Annotated in this window: 22 protein-coding genes; 6 read left to right on the top strand and 16 right to left on the bottom strand. The window is 68.8% G+C overall.

The window, feature by feature from the left end:
* Positions 1-502: 502 nt before the first annotated feature.
* From I847_RS0108370 to I847_RS0108385, 3 genes are all read right to left on the bottom strand, one after another.
* Entirely contained in the window at positions 503-1,192 is a 690-nt protein-coding gene (locus tag I847_RS0108370; protein ID WP_028049339.1) for an NADPH-dependent F420 reductase, read from the bottom strand.
* Positions 1,193-1,575: 383 nt separating this feature from the next.
* Positions 1,576-2,418, bottom strand: a complete 843-nt coding sequence (locus I847_RS0108380) for a bifunctional 2-polyprenyl-6-hydroxyphenol methylase/3-demethylubiquinol 3-O-methyltransferase UbiG (protein WP_028049340.1) — start codon at positions 2,416-2,418, stop codon at positions 1,576-1,578.
* Between the two features lie 115 nt (positions 2,419-2,533).
* A complete protein-coding gene (locus I847_RS0108385) occupies positions 2,534-2,959 on the bottom strand; it encodes a hypothetical protein (protein ID WP_028049341.1) in 426 nt (141 codons plus the stop codon).
* 457 nt (positions 2,960-3,416) lie between these two features.
* Here I847_RS0108385 and I847_RS0108390 point away from each other — a divergent pair, with 457 nt between their 5' ends.
* The gene (locus I847_RS0108390; RefSeq protein ID WP_034609567.1) at positions 3,417-4,415 is read left to right on the top strand and encodes an NAD-dependent epimerase/dehydratase family protein; all 999 of its coding nucleotides are present in this window, start codon (positions 3,417-3,419) and stop codon (positions 4,413-4,415) included.
* Positions 4,416-4,440: 25 nt separating this feature from the next.
* Here the strand turns inward: I847_RS0108390 and I847_RS25510 are convergent, their stop codons facing one another.
* From I847_RS25510 to I847_RS0108420, 5 genes are all read right to left on the bottom strand, one after another.
* Positions 4,441-4,740 carry a VOC family protein gene (locus tag I847_RS25510; RefSeq protein ID WP_051274619.1) on the bottom strand — a complete coding sequence of 100 codons (300 nt, stop codon included), beginning with the start codon at positions 4,738-4,740 and terminating at the stop codon, positions 4,441-4,443.
* A complete protein-coding gene (locus I847_RS0108400) occupies positions 4,737-5,312 on the bottom strand; it encodes an N-acetyltransferase (protein ID WP_028049343.1) in 576 nt (191 codons plus the stop codon). The genes I847_RS25510 and I847_RS0108400 overlap by 4 nt, the downstream gene beginning before the upstream one ends.
* A 648-nt stretch (positions 5,313-5,960) precedes the next feature.
* Positions 5,961-6,599, bottom strand: a complete 639-nt coding sequence (locus tag I847_RS0108410) for a YdeI family protein (protein WP_028049344.1) — start codon at positions 6,597-6,599, stop codon at positions 5,961-5,963.
* 230 nt (positions 6,600-6,829) lie between these two features.
* Positions 6,830-7,024, bottom strand: coding sequence for a hypothetical protein (locus I847_RS22665; RefSeq protein ID WP_034609568.1), 195 nt, complete (start codon positions 7,022-7,024; stop codon positions 6,830-6,832).
* 169 nt (positions 7,025-7,193) lie between these two features.
* The gene (locus I847_RS0108420; protein ID WP_155856066.1) at positions 7,194-7,631 is read right to left on the bottom strand and encodes a hypothetical protein; all 438 of its coding nucleotides are present in this window, start codon (positions 7,629-7,631) and stop codon (positions 7,194-7,196) included.
* 270 nt (positions 7,632-7,901) lie between these two features.
* Here I847_RS0108420 and I847_RS0108425 point away from each other — a divergent pair, with 270 nt between their 5' ends.
* Entirely contained in the window at positions 7,902-8,693 is a 792-nt protein-coding gene (locus tag I847_RS0108425) for a DUF2510 domain-containing protein (RefSeq protein ID WP_028049347.1), read from the top strand.
* A 353-nt stretch (positions 8,694-9,046) separates the two neighbouring features.
* On the opposite strand, the gene I847_RS0108435 is transcribed toward I847_RS0108425, so the two are convergent.
* Positions 9,047-9,628: a dihydrofolate reductase family protein gene (locus tag I847_RS0108435; RefSeq protein ID WP_028049349.1), complete on the bottom strand. Its 582-nt coding sequence runs from the start codon at positions 9,626-9,628 to the stop codon at positions 9,047-9,049.
* 825 nt (positions 9,629-10,453) lie between these two features.
* On the opposite strand from I847_RS0108435, the gene I847_RS22670 reads away from it, so the two are divergent.
* Together I847_RS22670 and I847_RS22675 are read left to right on the top strand one after the other, a co-directional pair.
* On the top strand, positions 10,454-11,047 hold the full coding sequence (locus I847_RS22670; RefSeq protein WP_081680640.1) for a TetR/AcrR family transcriptional regulator: 594 nt from the start codon (positions 10,454-10,456) through the stop codon (positions 11,045-11,047).
* A 78-nt stretch (positions 11,048-11,125) separates the two neighbouring features.
* Positions 11,126-11,956 (top strand): TlpA disulfide reductase family protein, encoded by an 831-nt coding sequence (locus tag I847_RS22675; RefSeq protein ID WP_051274623.1) that lies wholly within the window; start codon positions 11,126-11,128, stop codon positions 11,954-11,956.
* Between the two features lie 570 nt (positions 11,957-12,526).
* On the opposite strand, the gene I847_RS0108460 is transcribed toward I847_RS22675, so the two are convergent.
* Positions 12,527-12,721, bottom strand: coding sequence for a hypothetical protein (locus I847_RS0108460; protein ID WP_028049351.1), 195 nt, complete (start codon positions 12,719-12,721; stop codon positions 12,527-12,529).
* A complete protein-coding gene (locus tag I847_RS22680) occupies positions 12,681-13,298 on the bottom strand; it encodes an arginase family protein (protein WP_081680642.1) in 618 nt (205 codons plus the stop codon). Before I847_RS22680 ends, I847_RS0108460 begins: the two co-directional genes overlap by 41 nt.
* Positions 13,299-13,433: 135 nt before the next feature.
* On the opposite strand from I847_RS22680, the gene I847_RS0108470 reads away from it, so the two are divergent.
* Positions 13,434-14,639: an MFS transporter gene (locus tag I847_RS0108470; RefSeq protein ID WP_196804511.1), complete on the top strand. Its 1,206-nt coding sequence runs from the start codon at positions 13,434-13,436 to the stop codon at positions 14,637-14,639.
* Positions 14,640-14,787: 148 nt separating this feature from the next.
* On the opposite strand, the gene I847_RS0108475 is transcribed toward I847_RS0108470, so the two are convergent.
* From I847_RS0108475 to I847_RS0108490, 4 genes are all read right to left on the bottom strand, one after another.
* A complete protein-coding gene (locus I847_RS0108475) occupies positions 14,788-14,976 on the bottom strand; it encodes a hypothetical protein (RefSeq protein ID WP_028049353.1) in 189 nt (62 codons plus the stop codon).
* 245 nt (positions 14,977-15,221) lie between these two features.
* The gene (locus I847_RS0108480) at positions 15,222-15,620 is read right to left on the bottom strand and encodes an MmcQ/YjbR family DNA-binding protein (protein WP_028049354.1); all 399 of its coding nucleotides are present in this window, start codon (positions 15,618-15,620) and stop codon (positions 15,222-15,224) included.
* Between the two features lie 374 nt (positions 15,621-15,994).
* Positions 15,995-16,858 carry a CPBP family intramembrane glutamic endopeptidase gene (locus I847_RS22685; protein ID WP_051274625.1) on the bottom strand — a complete coding sequence of 288 codons (864 nt, stop codon included), beginning with the start codon at positions 16,856-16,858 and terminating at the stop codon, positions 15,995-15,997.
* Between the two features lie 348 nt (positions 16,859-17,206).
* Entirely contained in the window at positions 17,207-17,788 is a 582-nt protein-coding gene (locus I847_RS0108490) for a dihydrofolate reductase family protein (RefSeq protein ID WP_028049355.1), read from the bottom strand.
* A gap of 386 nt (positions 17,789-18,174) precedes the next feature.
* Here I847_RS0108490 and I847_RS0108495 point away from each other — a divergent pair, with 386 nt between their 5' ends.
* The gene (locus I847_RS0108495) at positions 18,175-19,455 is read left to right on the top strand and encodes a phospholipase D-like domain-containing protein (protein ID WP_196804512.1); all 1,281 of its coding nucleotides are present in this window, start codon (positions 18,175-18,177) and stop codon (positions 19,453-19,455) included.
* A gap of 526 nt (positions 19,456-19,981) precedes the next feature.
* Here the strand turns inward: I847_RS0108495 and I847_RS22690 are convergent.
* On the bottom strand, positions 19,982-20,806 hold the full coding sequence (locus I847_RS22690; RefSeq protein WP_155856067.1) for a hypothetical protein: 825 nt from the start codon (positions 20,804-20,806) through the stop codon (positions 19,982-19,984).
* Between the last annotated feature and the right edge of the window lie 299 nt (positions 20,807-21,105).

The following is a 21,105-nucleotide window of genomic DNA, read 5'->3' on the forward strand; positions in this document are numbered from 1 at the left end:
GGCGAGCTGGGCCTCGTCCGGTAGGACGAGCGGGGCCTGCAGGCTGGCGGCCGGCGAAACACTGTGGCCGTCGGTGTTCCGAGGCCGGCGAGCACGGAGTTCAGGTCGTCTCGACGGGCCGGCTGCAAGCGCCCGGAATGCCTGTTCTCGACTTCCGCACACTTGCAACCGGCCTCTCGATGATCATTGCACTGACTAGCCGAACTGACTACTAGACAGGCTAGGGAATTTCATTTCGCCTCACTGAGGCGCACCACCATCCGGCCACCGCACGTCCGGATCCACGCTTGGCGGTACATGCAAGCGGTGGATCCGCGCCGGTCACGCCGGCGACCGCGATGACCGGACCCCTCGTCGATACGGCAGGGAGGTCCTTTCGCTGCGGGGACCGCGTCGGGGCGGTGGCCTACGCCTTCTGCAACGGCATCGCGTCGTGACGGACCCCTGATCGGGATCAGAGGGCTGATCGGCCCCCAACCGCGCCCTGGTCTCGACACGCGCTTCACATGTCGCGGTAACGGACGGCGGCGTCGAGCTTCTCCTTCAGTGCTTGAGCGGTGAGCTGCTGGCCGGGCCACGGGTAGTCGGTCCCGGGAACGGCGTACGGCCTGGTGTAGGCCGCGGTGTCCCGCTGGAAACGCCAACCTTCGGACAGCGGGCCCACGTCGTAGGCGTCGTACCCGATCGCGTCGATGAACTCGGTCACGGCCTGCTTGGCCGAGTCGTCGTCACCGGCAATGGCCAGAACCGAACGCTCCGGGTCGCCCGCCGGGCGCTGCAAGATGCCGAGATGGCTGGCGATGATGTTGTTGAACGCCTTCACGACCCGCGACTCGGGCAGGTGTGCCTGGAGCAGCTCGCTCGTGGTCGTCGACTCGTCGTCGAGCTCGGCGATGCGGTCGTCCCGGTCGGGGTAGTAGTTGTTGGTGTCGATCACGACCTTGCCGCGCAGCGGCGCGGCGGGGACCTGGCGGTAGGCCTTGAGCGGGATCGTCACCACGACGATGTCGCCGGCCACGGCCGCGTCGGCCGGAGTTGCCGCTCGGGCCCGGGGACCGAGCTGCTCGACGAGGTCGGCAAGGGTCTCTGGTCCACGACGGTTGCTCAGCACGACGTCGTAGCCCGCGTCGACCGCGAGTCGCGCGACCGTGCTGCCGATGTGTCCGCTGCCGATGAGTCCGATGGTCGTCACCTGCGCACCAGCGCGCACACCGACACAGCTATTCCCGGCCGGTGAGCACCTGCCAGGATCGCGGCGTCATACCGGCGGGTCCGGGAGTCTTGCCGGATGCCCGAACTGGGTGGGTGCTCGAAGGTAGTAGCTCCCGCGTAGGAGTGCGGCGTGAGCCGTCAGCGGTGGTGCGCCGGTCGGAGTCTGAGGGAGCCTGGATCCGTGGTGTCAACGCGCGAGGGCTCGCGGGACGAGGACGCCCTCAACCTGCTTGCCAGCTGGGCCGCGACGCAGGCGACCAGCGACATGGCTCCCTGGCTGCTCTGCTGAAGGCTCTTCGCGGCCGCCGGATGTCGTCGGCCGAAAGGATCGGACTCTCAGGTGCGCTTCCCGCACCGGGGAACCTACGCGGGGCGGTGAGCCTCGATCACGAACTGCATCGGGAGCCGCTCGGGGCGGTCCCGGAGCCGGTAGCGCCCCGCCTCGTCCGCGACCATCAGCTCCGGCCACGGGCACCACGCGGAGTAGCTCGACTCCTCGAGCGCGGTGATGACCAACCCGGCGCGCAGCAGCGCCGTCACGATCTCGCCCAGGGAGTGGTTCCACTGGTGGTTGCGGGTGTTGCCGATGGCAGGCGCGCCGGGGGAGGCAACGACGTAGCTGCCTGCGTCGTCCCATGTCAGGGGCTCGTCCTGCTGGAAGTAGGGCTGCTCGACCAGCAGACCACGGCTCACGTCCTCGCCGATCGTCATGAACATCGGGTGGTCGTCGCGGATGACGAACCGGCCGCCCGGGGCCAACAGCGAAGCGACCACGCGCGCCCACCCGTCGACGTCGGGGAGCCAGCACAAGACACCCAGCGACGTGAACACCAACTGAAAGTCACCGACGACGGCTTCACGGGCGTCGTAGACGTTGGCCTCGACGTACTCGACGTCGGCACGGCACTCCGTCGCGATCGCGCGTGCCCTGCGCACCGACTCGCCGGACAGGTCCACCCCCACCACGCGGCGCGGCCCCAGCCGGGAGAGGCTGACGGTGTCGGTGCCGAGATGGCACTGCAGGTGGATGACGTCCTTGCCGGTCAGGTCCCCGAGTCGCGCGACGTCGGGGACGAGGGTGGCGCTGATCGCGCGCGGATCGTCGATCAGCTCCTGGATCCCGTAGCCAGAGGCGTGGTGCAGAGCCGCCCGGTCGTTCCAGTTCTTCCGGTTGTCCTCGAACCAGGACGATCGAGTGCGAGGCATGCTGTCAGGGGTGGGCGAGGTCACGGAGCACCCTAAGTCGCCGTCCCGCGAGCCGGGTCTCGCGAGCACACCGACTCTGGGGACGGGCCAGGGTGATCCACCCCCGAGGTGGACATCACGGCGAGGACGCTCCGCCACCACCAGGGCCGCTGAGGGCGTCGAAGGGCGCGAGCGCCACCATGCCGGCGACGGCTGCCGCCAGCTCGTCGTCGGCCGTGACGAAGAAGTCCGCCTGCAGCGCCGCGACGGCGACGTACTCAGCGCGGGTCGTGTCCTCCCAGCCCAGCTGCTCGGCTATCCGCCACGCGGTCGCGCGCGACACTCGGTCGCCGAGCAGGCGCATGCGGGTCGTCGTCACCCGGTCCAGGAGAGCTTTCCCCTCCCGGGGGTCGAGCTCGCCACGGTGGACCTCGCGGTAGAGCATCGAGAGGACGTCGGAGCGCAGCAGGGTGGGTGCGACGAGCTGGTGCTGGACGGGGACCGTGACGTTCTCCCGCGCGAGCATCACGGCCGTGGCCGCGTCGATGGCGAATCGGGTCATGGGCCCAGTGTGGGGTGCCCAGCACGCAGAGGCATCGGGCCCGGCCAGCGCAGGCGACGATCTGCTCGCCTGGAGATCGACTGTTGCGCGTTCCTGCGGAGAACCCGGTCGGGCTGGCCGACCGGGTTGCTGCGAGCGATCTGGGCTCGGCTCGTCTACCTGTCCGAATCCTCAGATAATCGGCATGCCGCCGGGACCGGTCGTAGCGGCCGGGCGGAATTGGCATCACCGCAGGCGCCGGGCGTGGGCGGGCTGCTGGTGCTGCTGAGGACACGACCCGTGGCGTGGGACAGGCCGGTTACCAGGCCCGTTGGGGGACGCGGAAGGACGTGTGCCTCAGCCGGCACGGGCCGCCTCGACCAGAACGCGCGCGGCCCGCGCCATCCGTCTCTCCGGCGACCGGGGTCCCTGTCGTCCTGATCGGCGGGGTTCGCCTGCTGTTCGTATCCTGCGAGGCATGGCACTGCGCGCACTCTTCATCGGCGGGACCGGCATCATCAGCACGGAGGCGGCCCGGCGGGCGATCGCGGAGGGCGTCGAGCTGACCCTGCTCAACCGCGGACGGTCGTCGACGCGGGAGGTGCCCGACGGCGCCCGCGTGCTTCACGCCGACGTCCGCGACCCGGGGTCCGTCCGCTCCGCGCTGGGTGACCTCGAGTTCGACGCCGTCGTGGAGTTCATGGCGTTCACCCCCGAGCATGTCCAGGCCGACCTCGACCTCTTCACCGGCCGCACCGGTCAGTACGTGTTCATCAGCTCCGCCTCGGCCTACCAGACGCCGCCGACCCACCTGCCCGTCGTCGAGTCGACGCCGCTGCGCAACCCGTTCTGGGAGTACTCCCGGAACAAGATCGCGTGCGAGGACCTGCTCGTCCGTACGTACCGTGACACCGGCCTGCCGATGACGATCGTGCGCCCTTCACACACCTACGACGCCACGCTCATCCCGATGGACGGAGGCTGGACGGTGATCGACCGGATGCGCCGCGGCCTGGAGGTCGTCGTCCCCGGGGACGGGACATCTCGGTGGACCATCACCCACAGCGCCGACGTCGCGGTCGGCCTGGTCGGGCTGCTGGGGCGCGACGAGGCGATCGGCGAGGCGTTCCACATCACCGGCGATGAGGCGCCGTCGTGGGACCAGATCTACCTCGCGATGGCCGGGGCTGCCGGCGTCCACGAGCCGCGCCTCGTTCATGTCGCATCCGAGGCGATCGCCGCCGCCGACCCCGAGCTCGGCGCAGGGCTCCTCGGCGACAAGGCGCACACGATGCTCTTCGACAACACGAAGATCCGACGACTGGTCCCTCAGTTCTCGCCCCGCATCCCCTTCGCGCAGGGCGCCCGCGAGATCGTCGCCTGGCACGATGCCGACGCCACGCGCCGGGCGATCGACCCACAGTACGAGGCACTCACGGAGCGCCTTCTCGACGCCTTCCGTCCGCGTCCGCTATGACGGCTCGGCTGCTGTCTCGACGGGTCTACTTCTGGTGGAGCTGGTTCCTGGTGAGGCTCCGCGTTGCGGCCGAGACCGTGCTCCGAACTCGGTGAGGGGCGTCGAGAACGTTGCCGTCCGGGTTCTCGAACCACGCGATGCGGTCCCCACCCGGGGTGGTCCAGACGCCCTGTGCGTCCTGCTCCATCCCGCCGTCGCGCGCCATCACGACGCCACCGGACACGAGATCCGCGATCGTCGCCACGATGTCGGTCACCCGCCAGCCGAGCACCGTGTACCCGGGCTGCGCCCGGGTGGCACAGAGCGCCGCTCGGCGACGCCTCATGCACGCGGCACGACCCGCAGCCGCATCACGCAGTGCCTCTTGCCGGCCGGCCGCACGTACGTGAACCCGGCCTGCTCGAACAGTCGACGCGTGCCGTTGAAGAGGAACGACGCGTTGACCTTCTCGCCCGGGGCGGTCTCCTGCGGGTACGACTCCACGAGCCCGCCGCCGGCCTCGGCGATCAGGTCTAGCGCCCCGCGCAGCGCGAGGGCCGACACGCCCCGGCGTCGGTGGTCGCGGTCCACGAAGAAGCAGGTGATGCGGTGGTCGGGGAGCGCGTCCGACGGGGTCTCGACCTGCTTGCGGTAGTAGATCCGGGGGAGCTGTGCGGGCGTGCCGTACTCGCACCACCCGACGCAGGTCTCGCCGTCGTACACGAGCGCGGCGTGGGCGACGCCCACCTCGACGAGGTGCTGCTTGAGGTCGCGGTTGCCGTCGAACGTCCCCGGCTTGTCCTCCGGATGGAACGTGAGGCACCAGCAGCCGCCCCAGACCCCGTTGTGCTTCCCGGCCAGCGCGGCGAACCCCTCCCACGTCTCGGGGGTCAGGTCCTTGACGGTGTACTCGCTCATCCGAAGCGTCTCCCTGGTGCCGGCTCGCTCGACGGTCCTCGGCGCACAGGTGCTCGCCGAGTTCTGGGACGACCTCCACCTTGCACGCGACCGTAGCGCTCCGTCGACCCCGTCGGCCGTCACGTACGCGGCGCGACCGCACGTGTGCCCACGACCTCAGCGTGCCCTGCGGACAGCTGGGTGGACGTTCGGACAAGCCACGGACAGGTCTAGGGGCTCGTGATGTCGGGGAGCTCCGGCGGGGTGCCGAACTGACACCAAACGACACATCTGCCCGACGCGCTCCGACCGCGGATCCGTCTCGTCGAGCTCCAACGCCTCCCGCACACGCTCCACGGGATGCGGGCGCGTGACGAACCCCGGGAGGACGGCTTGCTCGGCCGCCTCGACAAGGTCGCTCTCGGTAACCTCGGCGTCCGCGGGCACCGCCTCATCGGGACGGGGCCCTTCGTGCGTCGGTGTAGGCGGTCGAGAAGATCCACGACCTCGGTACCGGATCGGCCTGCCGCGCCGAAAGGACGTCGCCTGCGCTCGACCGGATCGGCCCTGGCCCACCGCCGGCGGCGGCCTCGACGAGCATGCGATCCGCGGGCCGACGAAGCAGGCGATCGTTCAGCTCACCACCAAGCGGGCGGTTCCCTGACTACGTCATCGTGCTTCTGCCGCGGCTGCGGCGGCCCTCGCCAACCACGCGGGAACGTCGCCGTAGCGTTGGTTCGGTACGAGCTCGCCCTCGGCGCTGCACTGGATCAGCTGTGCCATCCGGCGGGCGCGGGTGACGTCCTGCTTGGCTGAGGTGACCCAGACCGCGCAGACCTTGCGGTAGGTCGCAGTCGATGCCTCCCAGAAGGCGCTGGCTGCCGGCGACGCAGCCAGCTCCTCGGCGTAGGAGTCCGGCAGGCCGGCCCAAGGTCGCTCGTGACTGTAGGGCGCCTCTTCGCGGGTGCGCTGCTCCCAGATCGCCAGTCCGCTCGGCTGCATCCGCCCCTCGGCGCGCAGCTTCTCGACGAGATCGAGATTGACCCGGCTCCAGTGGGAAGTCTTCTTGCGAGGGGTCCAGCGCTGCCGCCGGGACTCGCCGTCGATGCGTTGCGCAACGGAGTCGATCCATCCCCAGCACAGCGCCTCGACGACCGCTTGCTCCCAGGTCAGGCCGCGACCGGCCGAGCCCTTGTTCTTCAAGCCCATCCACAGCATCGTCTCGGTGTCGTGGTGCAGTGCCAGCCAGGCACCGAACTCCTCGGGACTGTCGAAGAAGCGCGCAGGTCGTTCGGGTGAGCCGCCCATCCGACCCGGAGTCCGGGACTGTGCCTCGTCGCGTGTCATGCACCGAGTCTGCAGCCGAAGGCGAGCGTCGACATCGCCCGCCACGCGCCACCCCATCTGAGCTGGCCAGAGCCCGAGGCGCTGACCTGCGCCTGGATAAGTAGGCACCACGAAGTGCGTCTCACGTAGGTCCGAGAAGTGGCTCCCCCGTCGAGACGGAGCGGTGCGGCCGCGCCGGACGCGGCTGCCCCTCAGAGCGGCAGGAGGTCCGCACGCAGGGAGGCGATCACGTCACCCGCTCTGTCCTCGTCCGAACAACCGGGGAACCCACCTCGGTCGAAGACCACGCGGGTGTGTTCGACCATCCCCGTCTCGTCGTCGGTGACGATGCGCCCCTCGGCAGAGGCATACGGCAGCAGGACGCCGGATGGGGGTCCGCCGCTCACGTTCTCCTTGTGAAGAGCATCGGGCCAGCGTGGGTGAGTTCCGATCAGCCACACGTCCCCGACCGGGCGCCGAGCGCGTGATCGAGCACATCCGCGCTGCCGGCGGCCGAGCGATCGCCGTAGCCGGCGACGTCTCGGTAGCCGCAGACGTCGACTCGCTGTTCCCGAGTCAGGCCAACGTCACTAGATGCCCGGACGGGGTGTAGTCGATCTTCCAGTCGGCGTAGACGCCCAGCAGACCGTCGGTCTGGCACCGCAGGGCAACGCTGACCCAGCGGACGTCGCCGTCGTCGAGCAAGGAGTACCCGACGGCGACGTCGAACTGCTCCCCACCGCAGGGGCAGGCTGCGGCGCCCAGCGTGGCGTCCGCCAGGTACGACGCGCAGTCGAGCATCGCGTGCTGCGCCGAGCAGGCCGAGCACACCCGCACGGATGCGCCCTCCTCGTCATCCAGCAGCACCCGGAAGGTACGGCCAGCGCAGCTGCCGCACGCCGCATGGCTCACGGTGTCGACGGAGTACCCGCCGGCCGCGAACGCTGACAGGTACTCGTCGAGGTCGCCACCCTCGGTACCGAACCACGCCCCTCGGCGCTTGGTGATGGTCACCGGCGCAGGGTAGCGCTCGGCTCGACGCGGCGAACCTCGTACGCGGGCGCGATGTTCCGGGCTTTGCCTCGACCGAGTCGAGGGTCAAGGCGACGGAGCTCCGCTGGCCAGTCTCGTGGGAATCGGCCACGCCGCGGCCAACTGAGCGCAGGGCTGGGACTGAGCGGACGTGCACTCCGAACGGGCGCTCAACTGCTGGACGAGAACGCCCGATGCCCTCAGGGGGTCGGCCGTTCGGTCGTCGGTCCGTGACACGACGAGGGGGCACGGATGGGTGGCGCACCAACGCCGGCAGGCTGGTTCACCAGCACCGACAGCGACGGCATGCAGCGCTGGTGGGACGGTGCGGGCTGGACGTCGCTCACGCGGCCGGTTCCGGCTCCCGTCGACCACCCGGGGCAGCACGCTGACTCGCCGCCGCCCGCACGATCCACGCCGACCGATCCGGGTGTCCAGCCGTATGGCAGCCCTGCGTTCGGCACCCCCGTACCGGCGTCGCCCTACGTCTACGAGGTCACCGACGGGCGAGGGCCGTCGGTCACCTGGCGCGCCGAGCCGATCCCCGGCGGCACGGAACCCAGCGATCGGCTCGTCATCCACCGACGTCGCCGGACGCGCATGGGGCCAGTCGGCCAGCTGCTCCTAGGACTCACGCTCCTGGCCTTCGGCCTCCTCGTCGCGGGCATGATCACGGATGAGAACACCACCCACGGCGACGAGTCCACGGTGACCGCGACCGTCGTCGACCACGAGGTCCGGGTGGACAGCCACGGCGACCAGATCTGCTCGCCGGTCGTGTCGTTCTTCGTCGGTGGCACGACGTACACCGCCGAAGCGCACAGCGCGACGAGCGACTGCCCGGTCATCGGGTCGTCCGTGACGGTCATCTACACGACCGCCGCACCGGGCGACGGTGACGCACGCGTCAAGAGCACCAGCCTGCTCAACTGGCTCCTCTGGCTCATGCCGTTCTCGGGGGTCGTCATCGTGATCGCCGCGACCCGCAGGTTCGGCGTCGTCAGACGCGCGGTCGGCGCGCTGTTTCCGTCGCGAGCCCCGTGATCGAGCACCGTGGCGCGCGAAGGTGCAGGTGAGACGCACCCTGTCCCGAGGTCGGACACGTTCGTGAGATCGCTCGTGCGATCGGGCTGGGCACCTCGAGCTCGACATGGACGGGGACACCCACGACCGGATCTCCGTCACCGCGCCAGAGACCCTCGACCGCCGCGGCCATCAGCGACGCCTTGTCGGCGAAGTGGTAGGACATCATCCGGCCGGGTGGTGCTCCGGTGCGCCCGAGTAAACCTGTCAACGCCGTACAACCCGTCCGAAAGCCGGTGGAGGAACGGGCCGAACGTGTCCAACGCCCGGCGCTCTGGCGTGCAGTGGGACAACTGGGTGAGATGCCCGCCGTCTCACGCCGGCTCGTACTCGAGGAGCAGCACGCCGGTCGTCGTCGGGGTGCAGTCGACGAGGCGCAGCGCTCTCGGGGCGTCGAGCTCACGGAACAGGCGCTTTCCGGTGCCGAGCAGGAGCGGGTGCAGGAAGAGGCTGAACCCGTCGACCAGGTCGAGAGCCAGGAGGTCCTGCGCGAGGACGCCGCTGCCGAGCACGGCGATCGTGCCGTCGCCCTGCTCCTTCAGCGCCTGGACGGCCGGCCCGAGCGAACCGTCGAGCACCTGGGCTCCGGCCCACTCGAGGTCTCTCGCGGTCCGGGTCGCGACGAACTTCGGCGTCGCATTCAGGTGAGCCGCCATCGGGTTCTCGTCGGACTGGAAGGGCCAGAACGCGGCCATCTTCTCGTAGGTCCGACGCCCGAACAGGTACGCGGTGGTCGAGGAGAGACCCTCGACGGCGGCCTGCATCAGGACCTGGTCACCGTAGGGTCCGGCCCACCCGCCGTGCTCGAACCCGCCGTCGCGGTCCTCGTCGAGGGATCCCAGACCCTGCATGACCCCGTCGAGGGTCAAGAACTCGATGAGCTTCAGCGTGCGCATGGTGTTCGCCTTTCGGTGTGATGGCTTCGCTCACCCTCTGTACGAACGGCTGGCGGCCCGATCGACGGCGGCCTGCACAGACTCGGGCGGACAGGTGCGGTAGCGACGCCACCGCGTCGTTGCCACCAGCAGCAGCTCGATCGCGCCGCGGCTGGAGGACGTCATCGAACTTGTCCGGACCCCGGCGCTCCGACCTGCCGTGGGACAACTGGCTGGGACGGCCTGAGGCCGATCTAACCGTGTAGGAACTCCTCGAGATATGGACCATCAGCGGTGCTCCCGTCGAGGTCTGAGAGGGCTCGTCCCCGATCACGGGGAGGATCGTCACCTGCAGGCGGTCGACCAGCCCGGCGGCCATCAGGGCCCGGTTCAGCGGCAGGCTGCCGGCGGGAGACCGCAGTGGCACACCGGACTTCGCCTTCATCCGCGCCACGACCTCGACGGCGTCGCCCCTCTCGATGGAGGCCCGGGGCCAGCCGAGGGTGTCCTGCAAGGTCGACGAGACGACCGTAGCCGGCATGCGCCGCAGCCGTATGTTCCACTCGTCGAGCAGGTTCCGGTCGGTCCCTCCCCGGCGGGAATGCGAATTGGCATCCCAGCGGCGACATGCGTGATGTCCGCGCCTGCAGGAACGCATCCCGCCTGTACGCGAGGCGCGGCGATGACCTGCAGGCGGGCATCTGCTTGAGACGACTCGCGTCCCGCACTTCCATCCGGTTCCTCAGAGACCAGCGCCACTGCGAGGACGGCTGTGCGCCAACGGCCGGCGACGGAGTCGCATGCGCCTAGTTGACCGATTGGTCAACTCGCTCCTATCGTCGACGCATGCCAACGGATACCCGGGAGCGGCTGGTGACCACCGCACGCGATCTCGTGCACGGGTCTACCTATGCGGACGTCAGCGTCGAGGACGTGTGCAAGGCGGCGGGAGTCAACAAGGGCAGCCTGTACCACTTCTTCCCCTCGAAGCACGCTCTCGGGCTAGCGGTCTTGGAGCGCAACTGGACGCTCATGCGCAGCCTCCTCGACGAGGCCTTCGACGCCGAGGCGCCACCGCTCGATCGTCTCGACCGGTTCCTGTCGGCCTACTCGTCGATGATGCGCACCATGCAGCAGCGCCTCGGTGTCGTGCCCGGCTGCCCGCTGGGCAACCTCGCGGCAGAGCTCTCCGCACACGACCCGGAGATGCGGACCCGGGTCGCCGAGGTGCTGACGGCCTGGACCGCACGCGTCGCCTCTGTCGTCACGGACGGTCAAGCCCGCGGGGACGTCGACCCGATGCTGGACCCGACGGTGGCCGCGCGCAGCGTGGTGGCCTGCATCCAGGGCTTCAGCGTCCTGGCCAAGTCCGACGGCGATCCGCGCGTTCTCGAGGCGCTGCGGCCCCTCGTGCGACTGCTCCTCCCCGCACCTCGCTGACTCTGCTCCCACCGCACCTCCAACCGCGCGCCCCATCACTTGACCATTCGGTCAAGTCAACGAAGTGAGAGGAACCCCATGACCGCCCAGACGGAGCACGGGTCGTCCGAGTACCGGTTCGACGACCTGCGGACGAGGGACATCGTCGCCGACATGTACTACCGCTCGACAGATCCCGCACCAGGTGACCGGATCCCCGCCTTCGACTTGCCGACGCTCGCAGGCACCCGGTTCGCCAGCGAAGACCTCGGCGACAGGCCGGTCCTCCTCGTCTTCGGGTCGCAGACCTGCCCGGTCACGCGCAGCGCGCTCCCGCCGCTCAACGAGCTGCACACGCACTACGGCGACCGGGTGCGCTTCGTCCTGGTCCAGACCCGCGAGGCGCACCCCGGTGAGCTCCTTCCGCAACCCCGAACGGATGAGGAGAAGGCGGCTCACGCGGCGTCGATGCGGGACGACCTGCACGTGACGTACGAGGTCGCCGTCGACGACATCGACGGCACGCTGCACCGCGCGGTCGGCCCGAAGCCGAACTCGGCCTACCTCCTGCGTCCCGACGGGATCATCGACGCACGCGTGCACTGGGCCAACGACACCGCCGCGGTGCGCGCGAGCGTGGAGGGCGCCCTCAGCACGCACTCCGTGCGCACCCGTCGAGGCAGGATGGTCGTCCCGCTGCTGACGGCTGTCGGGCACCTGCCCGACGTCGTGCGGCGCGCCGGCGGCAAGGCGGAGCGCGACGTCTGGAAGGCCGCGCCACCCCTGGCCCTCCTGGGCCGTGCCTCCACTCTCCTGCGCGGGCTGGCGACGGACCGGCGAGGACCGACGGCCGCGTTGGGCCTCACGATCCTCGCGCTCGCCGCTCTCGCGACCGTCCTCGCCCTAGCCGGGGGCGTGCCGACAACTTAGGTGCGCGCACGAGTCCGGAGTGGACCGCGGGCACGCAGCGCCGGCGACAGCTGGAACTGTCCGATGATGCCGATCCGATCGCCTCGACCGAGCGCCTTGCGCCCGCGTGTGGTCGCACCCACAACGCCCACACGCGCAGCGGCGGCGGCGGCTGCGCGTGCGCCACATCGACCAGAAGAAGCTGTAGGAGCTCAGCGGTCTTGTCCGACGGGCGACGCCGTGGCCTGCAGTTGGACAACCAGCCGAGGTGGCCGGCATCTCACCTTCTTGTCCGAATCCTCAGGCCGTCGCGCGTCCGAGGCGTTCAGTCGTTGACTCTGATCAGGGCGCGTCTATGTGGGTTGGCGTAACCCCGGGTCACGCCGTCGACCGCCACGACGAAGCCGTGGCCAGGTATCCCGGGCGCGAGGTGGGCAGTGGCTGCGAGAACATGTGCGCCCTCATTGCTGATCCAGTGCCCAGGCAACGTCATGACGGAGTCGACGAACGCCGACCGAGCGTCCGCGTCCAACGATGCGAGGACCGCGCAGTGAAAGACCACGAGCGTTGCGTCGGCGGCGAGAAGGCCGGTCAGCTGAGTGCGGCGGTGATCGCTTCGGCCGGGGTCACGGTCGGGCGTCCGATCAGGCGCCGCAGGTCACCGGAGTCGGTGAACAGCTCACCGCGGCCCATGGCGAGGTCGGCGTCGACGAGGACGTGGGCCAGTTCGGCGGGCAGGCCGGCTTCAGTCAGCACCTGGGTGAACCCTTCGGCCGGCAGGTCCATGTTGGCGATCTGCCGGCCGGAGACGGCGGAGATCGTGCTCTGCGTAGCCGACGAAGCACAGCCGATCGGCGGTGAGCAGCGGACGGTGCGGACCCAAGGCGGCCAGTGTGTCGTGGGCGCCCGGCAGGTCGAGCATGTGCGCCACGCCCATGGAGTCCGCGATCGGCTCCTCCGGGTGATCCCCGGGCAGCTGCAGGTCCTGCCCGCCGTCGATGTACACCAGGCCGAGGTCCGTCCCGAGGTCCGCGGCTGCCGCCAGGACCGCGATCGTCACGGTGCACTCGCCGCCGAGCACCACCGGGACGTGGCCGGCCGACAGGACGGGCGCGACCGCGGCTCGCGCTTCCTGCAAGACCGTCGCGACCTGGGCGACGTCGTGGGGGTTGGTGCGCTCGGGCGGGTCGGCCCGCCACCGAGCGACCGACGTGTCGCCATGGTCGACGACGCGACGGCCCGAGCGCTCGAGCGCGGGCACCAGGCCGGCGGCCCGCATGGCGGCGGGGGAGCGTTCGAGGCCTGGGGCATGAGCGGCCGCGCTTGACGGCACCCCGAGGACGCCCAAGATTCGGTTCGACATCCCAGCCAGGCTAGACGCTGACGCCGACGCACCGGCGTCGATCCACGAGGATCATGCAGCACACCCTTGCGCCGTCCGCAGGAGCCGGACAGTCCCCGGGATGTCGCGCGGATCGCGACGGTAGAGGCTATGACCATGCGGGGAACGACCGGGCGACTCGGGCTCGCCGTCCTCATGCTCGGCCTGGCCGACGCCATGGCCAAGTCCTACTTCGTCCTGTTCACCGTCGGCACCGTCGGTGCGACCCCGGCGCAGGCGGGCCTGCTCGCGACGCTGACCGGCGCGGCGGGCATCGTGGTGAGCAGCTGGTGGGCGCGTCGGTACGACCGCCACCCGGCACGCCGATACGCGGTGGCGGCGTGCGTCCTGGGGGCGGCGGGGTACGCCCTGCTGGCAACCACGCCGTCGTTCGCGGGACTGGTCGCACTGAGCGTCACCCTGCTCGCAGCAGTCCAGGCGGCCTTTCCCCAGCTGTTCGCCGCTGCTCACAGCGACGCGTCGACGGCCGGCCGCCCGATCGCCGTCCTCCGGTCCGTGTGGTCACTGGCCTGGGCCGTCGGGCCTCTCGTCGGCGCCGTGATCGTGACGTGGCGCGGGTACGGCGCCCTGTTCACGGCGGCTGCCGTCGCCCTGTTGGCCGCAGCCGCATTCGCAGCTACGACGCGTCGGCCCACCACCCCGGTGGAGAGCCGAACCAATGCTGCGTCCTCGCTCGTGGCACTGCGCGGGAGGTCCTTCTGGTTTCGGGTGGTCGGGTGCGTGGTGCTCTTCCACCTCGCGATGTTCTCCGGTTCGTTCGTGCTCCCACTGTTCATCACGGACGAGCTCGCCCAACCGCCGTCGGCTGTCGGTGTCATGTTCTCGGTCTGCGCGGCCGTCGAGATCGCGGCAGCGCTCGCGCTGGCGCGCGTGCCGGACCGGATCTCGGCACGGTCCCTGCTGTGCGGTGGGCTCGCGACTTTCGTCGTCTTCTTCGTCATGGCCGCGGCCGCATCGCGGTTGGCATGGTTGCTCGTCGCTCAGGTGCCCCGCGGCGTGGCCATCGCCGTGGTCGGTGCCGTAGGAATCCGGTTCTTCCAGGAAGCGTTTGCACCGTTCACCGCCCGGGCCACGACTCTGTTTGCCAACGCCGTCACGGTCGGACTGCTCCTTTCCGGAGTTCTTGCCGGCGTCGTCGTCGAGAATCTCGGATATCGAGCCGCCCTGCTCGCCTGTGCGGGAATCGCGCTGCTCGCGACGCTGCTCTTCGCGTCCGTGCCGACGAGCCGTACCGACAGTGAGCCTGCTCGCGGCATGGTCGCGGACGACCCGCACGCCCGCACCGCGCCACCGGAGTCGTAGCCGGCAGGTGCATGCCGCATCGACGTCGACGGCGGCTCGTCCAGCAGCTCCACGCTGAGCGGTCGGGCCATCGTGCACGGACCTCTCGTTCGGCTTGGCGCCGGGTGCACGGCGGAGCATCACGCGCGCAACCGCGGTCGGGGCCAGGTCAGCCGAAGATGTTCGTGCCGCGCCGTGGTCGCTCGGCATGAGCCGAGCGTCCGAACGTCGACGTCGCGTTGTGCGTCACGTGCCGCGCTACGGTGCTCGGCCCGGTGAGGACGCCACGGGCCAGGATCATCAAGTTGTTGCGCAAGGTGAGGGCAAAGATGCTGCGATGGAAGCTGTAGGAACTCATCGAACTTGTCCGACGCTCAACGGCTTGACCTGCTGTAGCTCACATAGGTGAGCCTGCGCGCGTCTCACCTAGGTGTCCGAATCCTCAGCCCGCACCTCGTGATGCCCGAGCCCGTCTCGCTGATCTGCCCAGCCACCACGTGGCGTCGAGCGCCAGGTCCAGCTGTTCTCCTGACGGCGACTGCGAGTTGAAGCACGTGGTCGACCGATCACGCCGGTGAGTTCCCACGGGGACGAGCCGGCGGTTCATCCACCTGCCTTCAGCCGGAACGCGAGGCGGCGGGGCGCCTGCACGCGATAGCTGTCCGTCACGAGCTCGGCAACCTCGACCCAGTCCGTCTCGTCGTCCAGCACCATTCCCACGACATTCTCACCCCAGTCGGCCCGGAAGAACGGAGGGCCGGCATGCGCCAGCGCGGCCAACTCCCCGGGCGGCGCCCGGAAGGTCATCAGGATGGCCGGATGGTCCAGATCGACATACGCCGACCGCCTCTCGTCGGTGGTGTAGACGTGCAGGAACGTCCGCCGGCGAATCCGCCACCGCAGGCCGATCCACGCCGGCTCCTCGTACGCCTCGGGCAGTTCCCCGCAGATCACCCGGAGCCGGCCCACAACGTCGGGTGGAACGTCCGCGATGTCGCTCATCTGTACCTTCCTCCGCCCATCCTCCCCGCCGGGTAGGACATCAGCACATCAGAGTCTCCGGGGTTGGCAGGGCCGCGCCGACGTCATCGGACTATCAGGCCCAGCTCGGAGGACCTGTGTGCCCGCAGGTCCAACAACCCCAGGGCTGCGCAACGCGTCTTCCCGAGCGATCGGCGGGTCCTTCCGAGCGACCAGCGCGTCTTCCCGCGGATCGTGCGGACTGTAAGGACTCAGCGAATGTGTCCGGAGAGCACCGCTCTGACCGGGCATCGGACCAGTCGCTGAGGAGGCCCGCGTCTCACGAACTTGTCCGAATCCTCAGGGCCGGCAGGTCAGGGCGACCGTTGTGCATCCGCGAGCCTCGCCGCTGGACCTCACTCCAGTGGCTGGCGGGTGGTGAGGTGCGTCTCGCGATCGTCCGGTGACGGCGGGTCCGCCAGGCTTGCGTTGCCGACGTCCATCGCTGAGGTGATCCCGGTCGCCCCTTCGTGTAGTCGCTTGAGCAACCACCATCCGTAGCCGATGAAGCCCAAGAGATACACGACACGGACAGCGAACGGCAGGTTGCCGGGGCTGACAAGCTGGAAGAAGTCCCCCAGAGCGTGCACTGCGGCCAGTGGCCAGATCGTCCGTAGATGCCAACGCAGCGCGGCGCAGGCGAAGCCGAAGGCCGCTGCATTGATGGTGATGAATATGGTGTCGCCCATGGGTCGCGAGAACCAGATACCGCTGAGCGTGTGGCCCGCCCCGAACAGCACGCCCACCCACACTGCCGCCCGAACCGGGCCGAGCACAGCCAGGACCCGTTGTACCAGACCGCGGCTGAGCGATTCCTCCGAGATCCCGATCGCGATGCAGAGGATGGCGGTGCTGAGCAGCTCGCGGGCAGTGCCCACCACTCCGTCGAGCGAGTAGCTGACCGCCTCCAGCGCCAGCGGCGTCAAAAGCCACCAGGACCGGTCTGGACGCCGCCAGATCAGTGCTGCTGAACGGGTCCAGCCGAGCCAGAGAATCAGCCCGACCGGAACCGCTGCAGCACCAAGATTGATCAGCGTGTACCCGAGGTCTGGAAACCAGTGCGGTTGCAACGGAGCTAGCGCTTCGGCCAGCGCGAACAGCACGACATGCCAGACCATGGTCAGCACAACCGCAGTGAGGATGGGCCACCGGGTGATCAGGGCGCGCACACGATCGGCTGCCTTGGGCGCCCCCACTACGTCCATCGACGTGACCTCCACCGACTCGTCTATCAACGGCGGCAACCTACCGCTGTGACGGGGGCCTGGAGCGGCCGCGCCGCGATCCGGACGACGTTCGGATCGAAGTGGGCGCGCCAGAGGCACTCGAGCTCGAGCCGGCTCGCGTAGACGAGGTGCCCGCTGTTCGTCGTGGACCAAGAGGGTCCCGGATGGTGACCAAACAAGCTGTAGGAACTCATCCAATCTGTCCTGAGCGCGTCGCGCTGACCAGGCATGGGACAAGTCGGTGAGACGGCTCGCGTCTCACGAACCTGTCCGAATCCTCAGCGTCTGCGAGCCGGGGACCTGCAACCTGGTCTCGTGTACCGCCAGCCCCCGAGCGGAAGGTCAGCCGGACGTGGGTGCACCCACCCGGTAGTGCAGGTGCGTGACGCCGGGCGTAGCGAGGACGCGCGTCAGCTCGAGCTCTGCGGGGTCCGTGCCGAACAGGCGACGGCAGCTCCCGAGGACCAAGGGGTTTAGATGGATCTCCACCTCGTCGAGCAGCCCCTCGCGCAGCAGCGTCTGCGCGAGGCGGGCGCCGTGCAACATCACGTTCCTCTCGCCCGCGGCGGCCTTGGCCTCGCGCATGGCGGTCTCGGCGTCGGGCACGAAATGTGCCCAGCCGCTCTGCGGTGGCAACGGGGTGGCACGTGTGGGGATGAAGATGGGCACGCCGTGGTGGTCGCCGTTCCACTGCCCGTACTCGAACGTCTTGCGGCCGACGACGACGGCACCAGTCGCCATCAGCTCGGCGAACACCTGACCGCTCAGCCCAGGAGGGTCGAAGTGGGGCAACGCCGCAGTGGGCTTGCCGAGCCACTCGTGCAGACGCTCACCGCCGGTCCCGAGCCCGTTCTCCGGCCCGTCGTCTGGGCCGGTGATGAACCCGTCGAGGGACATCGACATGTAGAGCACCGACCTTCCCATCAGGGACCCTCCTCGTTCCCCCGTTGAGCGCGACCGGAATGCTCAACCGAGCCGGACGCCTCGACCCTCGTCATACCGGGGGAGGGCGGCCGCGAGGTCGCCCCAGTGCGTGTGGCCGGCGCACCCGACGAACAATGGCTCGCGCGACCGCGGCACGGAGATCAACACCATGGCGCGGCCGCTCGCGATGCTGGGCCACCCAGTTCCCCGACGGCTCGGCGGTGGACGTTCCCGTACCGGCGCATCTGTGACGGAGCGTCCTCGAAGGAGACCACGTCATCAGGCCCTTCATCTCAGATATCCATCCGAACGGGCCAGCCCCACTGGTACCGTCTCGCGGTCCGATGAACGAACGCGGACGAAACCGACAACAGAGGAGCAAGCTGATGAGGGGCGACACGCGCCTACCGTCGGGCCGGGCACGCGCTTTGGTCGCCGCCATCGGGGCACTGGCACTGACACTGTCCTTGAGCGTTGTGCCGGTCGTACTGGCGGAACCTGCACGCGCGGCGTCCAACACAGCCGTTCTGGGGCCGGTGTGGAACGACCCGGCGCAGGATCCCTGGGCCATCACCGACCGGCTCGAGACGCTGATCGAGGGCGCCCCGAGCGGCTCGATGATCAGGGTGGCCGTGCACCTGTTGACCGAGAACCAGAAAGAGCACCCCAGGGTGGTCACCGCACTGCACGAAGCCTTCAATCGTGGCGTCAAGGTGAGGGTGGTGCTCGACAGGTCGGATAAGAACGACTTCAACCCGCTCCAAGATGACGGCGTGAAGCGCCTGCGCGCCGCATTGGGTAAGGACGTCAGCAAGAGCTCCTATTTCGTCATCTGCGGGGAGGGTCTGCCGCAAGGCGAATTCCGTGGGTGCAGTGCCAAGGCCTACATGCACAACAAGTTCTTCCTGTTCTCGGAGACACTGGGCAACACTCGCGTCGTCATGCAGTCCACAGGTAACGTGAACACGTCTAACGGCAAAGAATTGTGGAATGTGGCCTACGCGGTCGCCGAGCACGAAGACCTCTATGTCGCCTACCGTGACTACTTCGACAAAGAGTTGGCCACGCAGAAGCCTCACAGCTATTCGACCGTGACCGACGGCAATTTCAAGGCCTATTTCTTCCCGCTGGAGGCACCGGCTGGTAAGCCTGAGAGCGACCCGGGATCGGACACCATCGTCGGAATCCTCGACAACGTGATTTGTGACAAGAACACGACCGGCGGCACGTCCGATCACAAGACATTCATCCGGATCGCGCAGTTCGCGTTCAAGCGTGTCGAGGTGGCCAAGAAGCTTGACGAGTTGGCGAAAGATGGCTGTTGGATCGAGGTTGTCGTCAACGTCACCCAGATCGCACCCGAAGTCCGAACCATCCTCGACAACCCCCGTATCAATCTGGACAATGGGATTTGCTGGGTCCCGGAGCAAAAGCGTACGATCAGCATGCACGCCAAGTACATGCTCATCGACGGAAACTACGACGGTGTGCCCAACAGCCAGGTGGTGTGGCTGGGTTCCGCGAACTTCACGATCGGGGCCCTGCGGTACAACGACGAGACCTGGATGAAGATCATATCCAACCCCAACAAGGGCAGCGCCTTCTTCGAGTTCCGCGAGCAGTTCAGGAAGGTCATGACAATGTGTGAAGACATGCGCGATTTGTGACGACATGCCCTGAGATGCCGACCCGCCACACTCGTCCCTCCGCGCCACGTGGAGGGGGCGAGTGTGGTGATCCGGCGCCGAGCGCAGGTCTTCGGATCTGAGCGTGGGTGAGGGTGGGCTCGGTGTCGCGGAGCTCGTCGACGAACTGCGCGACTCGACGAGATTCCGGCCGTCGAGTCGACCCTCCAACCGGTCCTGGATTTCACTTCCACCCTGGCGGTCACCTGACGCGCAACGCACCAGCGTCCACGCGTCAACCGTGCGCCTGCGACAACTACCTGCGAACCGCGACAACCCGACGACTACTTAATGCGAATACGACAAGTCGGATGCGACTGGCCTGCCGAGCGATCTGAGCGTCTTACTGTAGGAACTCAGCGAACTTGTCCGCAGCCCGACCCTCTGACGTGCGGTCGGACACATTGGTGAGATACGGCTCGTCTCATCTACTTGTCCAAATCCTCCGATTGGGGACGCCGCCGACGGAGTGGCGCTACAGAGCCGGCTGCTGGTATCCGGGAAGCGGTCAGACCGGCCGGGTGTGCCGCGCGTACGAGCCCTCCGATGGGTGCCACGGCTTCCGCGGTCCGTCCCAGTGCAGGCGGTCCGCGGCGGCCGGACTGGGCAGCGCGACAACGGACTCGTCGTGCAGGTGCCACTCCTCGCGGCTGTACGCCTCGGCGGCGATGAGCAGGGTGATGCCGGTCTCGCTGTGAAGGAGGACCTCGGTCAGCAGACCGGGATCCCTCAGGCCGTCGATCGTGGTGTCGTAGACGACCTCGACCGCGGTGATCCGGCCCCGCGCGAGATCGATCCGCGTGCACGGGCGGAGCCCGCCGACCTGCGACGCCGGCAGTGGGCGATCGAGGGGATCGGCGAAGGACAGCCCGAAGTAGGCGTCCTCTTGGTAGATGCTCACCAGCGCGTCGGAGTCGCTGGACCTTGCTCGCAACCAGGCGTACGGGGTGCGGAGGTCACCCGGCTCGGCCCACGCGGTTCCCTCGCCGGCCTGGTCGAGTTCCACTGCCCATTCCACGCCCTCCCAGGACACGACATCCCGCGACGCGAAGAGCAGGGCGGCCGCGATGTTCCTGACCATCCAGTCGTGGCGCCCCGCGAGCTGGGGGGACAGCAGGTCGGACACGGCCTCAATCGTCATTGCTTCGAGCTGGACCTGCGATGGCAGGGGACCGTCACCGCGCGCCGACGAGAGCACGGGGAAGGGGCCGCCGTCTTCCCGGAAGACCGTCCACACGAGACCGTCAGCACCGGTGAACTCCCAGCCGATGCCGTCCCGCTGCCCGACGTCGCTCGCGACGATGGCGTGAAACTCAGAAGCCCAGTCGGTCATGCGCACCGCCCTTCACAGTCCATGAGGGTTACGCCGACGCGGGGTGACCAAGCCGGGCCGCGGTCTCCGCCGCGAGCTCCAACGTCAGGAACAGCGGGAGGGCGAAGACCTCGCCCGGCTCGAGCAGGACGAGCGGGGGGCGTGCCATCAGGGCGCCTCCGTCCACCGGGTCGGTACTCACTGGCCGAGGCACGAGTGTGCACCACGGGCGAGTGACCGTGGAACCCGGGGCGCCTACACACCATGGACCGTGCCGGCCGAGGCGAGCCTCCGCTGGCCAACTACGTGAGATCTGGCCA

The organism is Cellulomonas sp. URHD0024, from assembly GCF_000426185.1.
GTDB lineage: Bacteria > Actinomycetota > Actinomycetes > Actinomycetales > Cellulomonadaceae > Cellulomonas.

Coding starts and splice junctions, on each gene's coding strand:
- I847_RS0108470 (WP_196804511.1), top strand. CDS start 13,434: ATGCGGGGAACGACCGGGCGACTCGGGCTCGCCGTCCTCATGCTCGGC.
- I847_RS22670 (WP_081680640.1), top strand. CDS start 10,454: ATGCCAACGGATACCCGGGAGCGGCTGGTGACCACCGCACGCGATCTC.
- I847_RS0108390 (WP_034609567.1), top strand. CDS start 3,417: ATGGCACTGCGCGCACTCTTCATCGGCGGGACCGGCATCATCAGCACG.
- I847_RS0108380 (WP_028049340.1), bottom strand. CDS start 2,418: ATGCCTCGCACTCGATCGTCCTGGTTCGAGGACAACCGGAAGAACTGG.
- I847_RS25510 (WP_051274619.1), bottom strand. CDS start 4,740: ATGAGGCGTCGCCGAGCGGCGCTCTGTGCCACCCGGGCGCAGCCCGGG.
- I847_RS22680 (WP_081680642.1), bottom strand. CDS start 13,298: ATGTCGAACCGAATCTTGGGCGTCCTCGGGGTGCCGTCAAGCGCGGCC.
- I847_RS0108435 (WP_028049349.1), bottom strand. CDS start 9,628: ATGCGCACGCTGAAGCTCATCGAGTTCTTGACCCTCGACGGGGTCATG.
- I847_RS0108480 (WP_028049354.1), bottom strand. CDS start 15,620: ATGAGCGACATCGCGGACGTTCCACCCGACGTTGTGGGCCGGCTCCGG.
- I847_RS0108425 (WP_028049347.1), top strand. CDS start 7,902: ATGGGTGGCGCACCAACGCCGGCAGGCTGGTTCACCAGCACCGACAGC.
- I847_RS0108385 (WP_028049341.1), bottom strand. CDS start 2,959: ATGACCCGATTCGCCATCGACGCGGCCACGGCCGTGATGCTCGCGCGG.
- I847_RS22690 (WP_155856067.1), bottom strand. CDS start 20,806: ATGACCGACTGGGCTTCTGAGTTTCACGCCATCGTCGCGAGCGACGTC.
- I847_RS0108495 (WP_196804512.1), top strand. CDS start 18,175: ATGAGGGGCGACACGCGCCTACCGTCGGGCCGGGCACGCGCTTTGGTC.
- I847_RS22675 (WP_051274623.1), top strand. CDS start 11,126: ATGACCGCCCAGACGGAGCACGGGTCGTCCGAGTACCGGTTCGACGAC.
- I847_RS0108460 (WP_028049351.1), bottom strand. CDS start 12,721: ATGGACCTGCCGGCCGAAGGGTTCACCCAGGTGCTGACTGAAGCCGGC.
- I847_RS0108410 (WP_028049344.1), bottom strand. CDS start 6,599: ATGGGCGGCTCACCCGAACGACCTGCGCGCTTCTTCGACAGTCCCGAG.
- I847_RS0108400 (WP_028049343.1), bottom strand. CDS start 5,312: ATGAGCGAGTACACCGTCAAGGACCTGACCCCCGAGACGTGGGAGGGG.
- I847_RS0108475 (WP_028049353.1), bottom strand. CDS start 14,976: ATGAGTTCCTACAGCTTCCATCGCAGCATCTTTGCCCTCACCTTGCGC.
- I847_RS0108490 (WP_028049355.1), bottom strand. CDS start 17,788: ATGGGAAGGTCGGTGCTCTACATGTCGATGTCCCTCGACGGGTTCATC.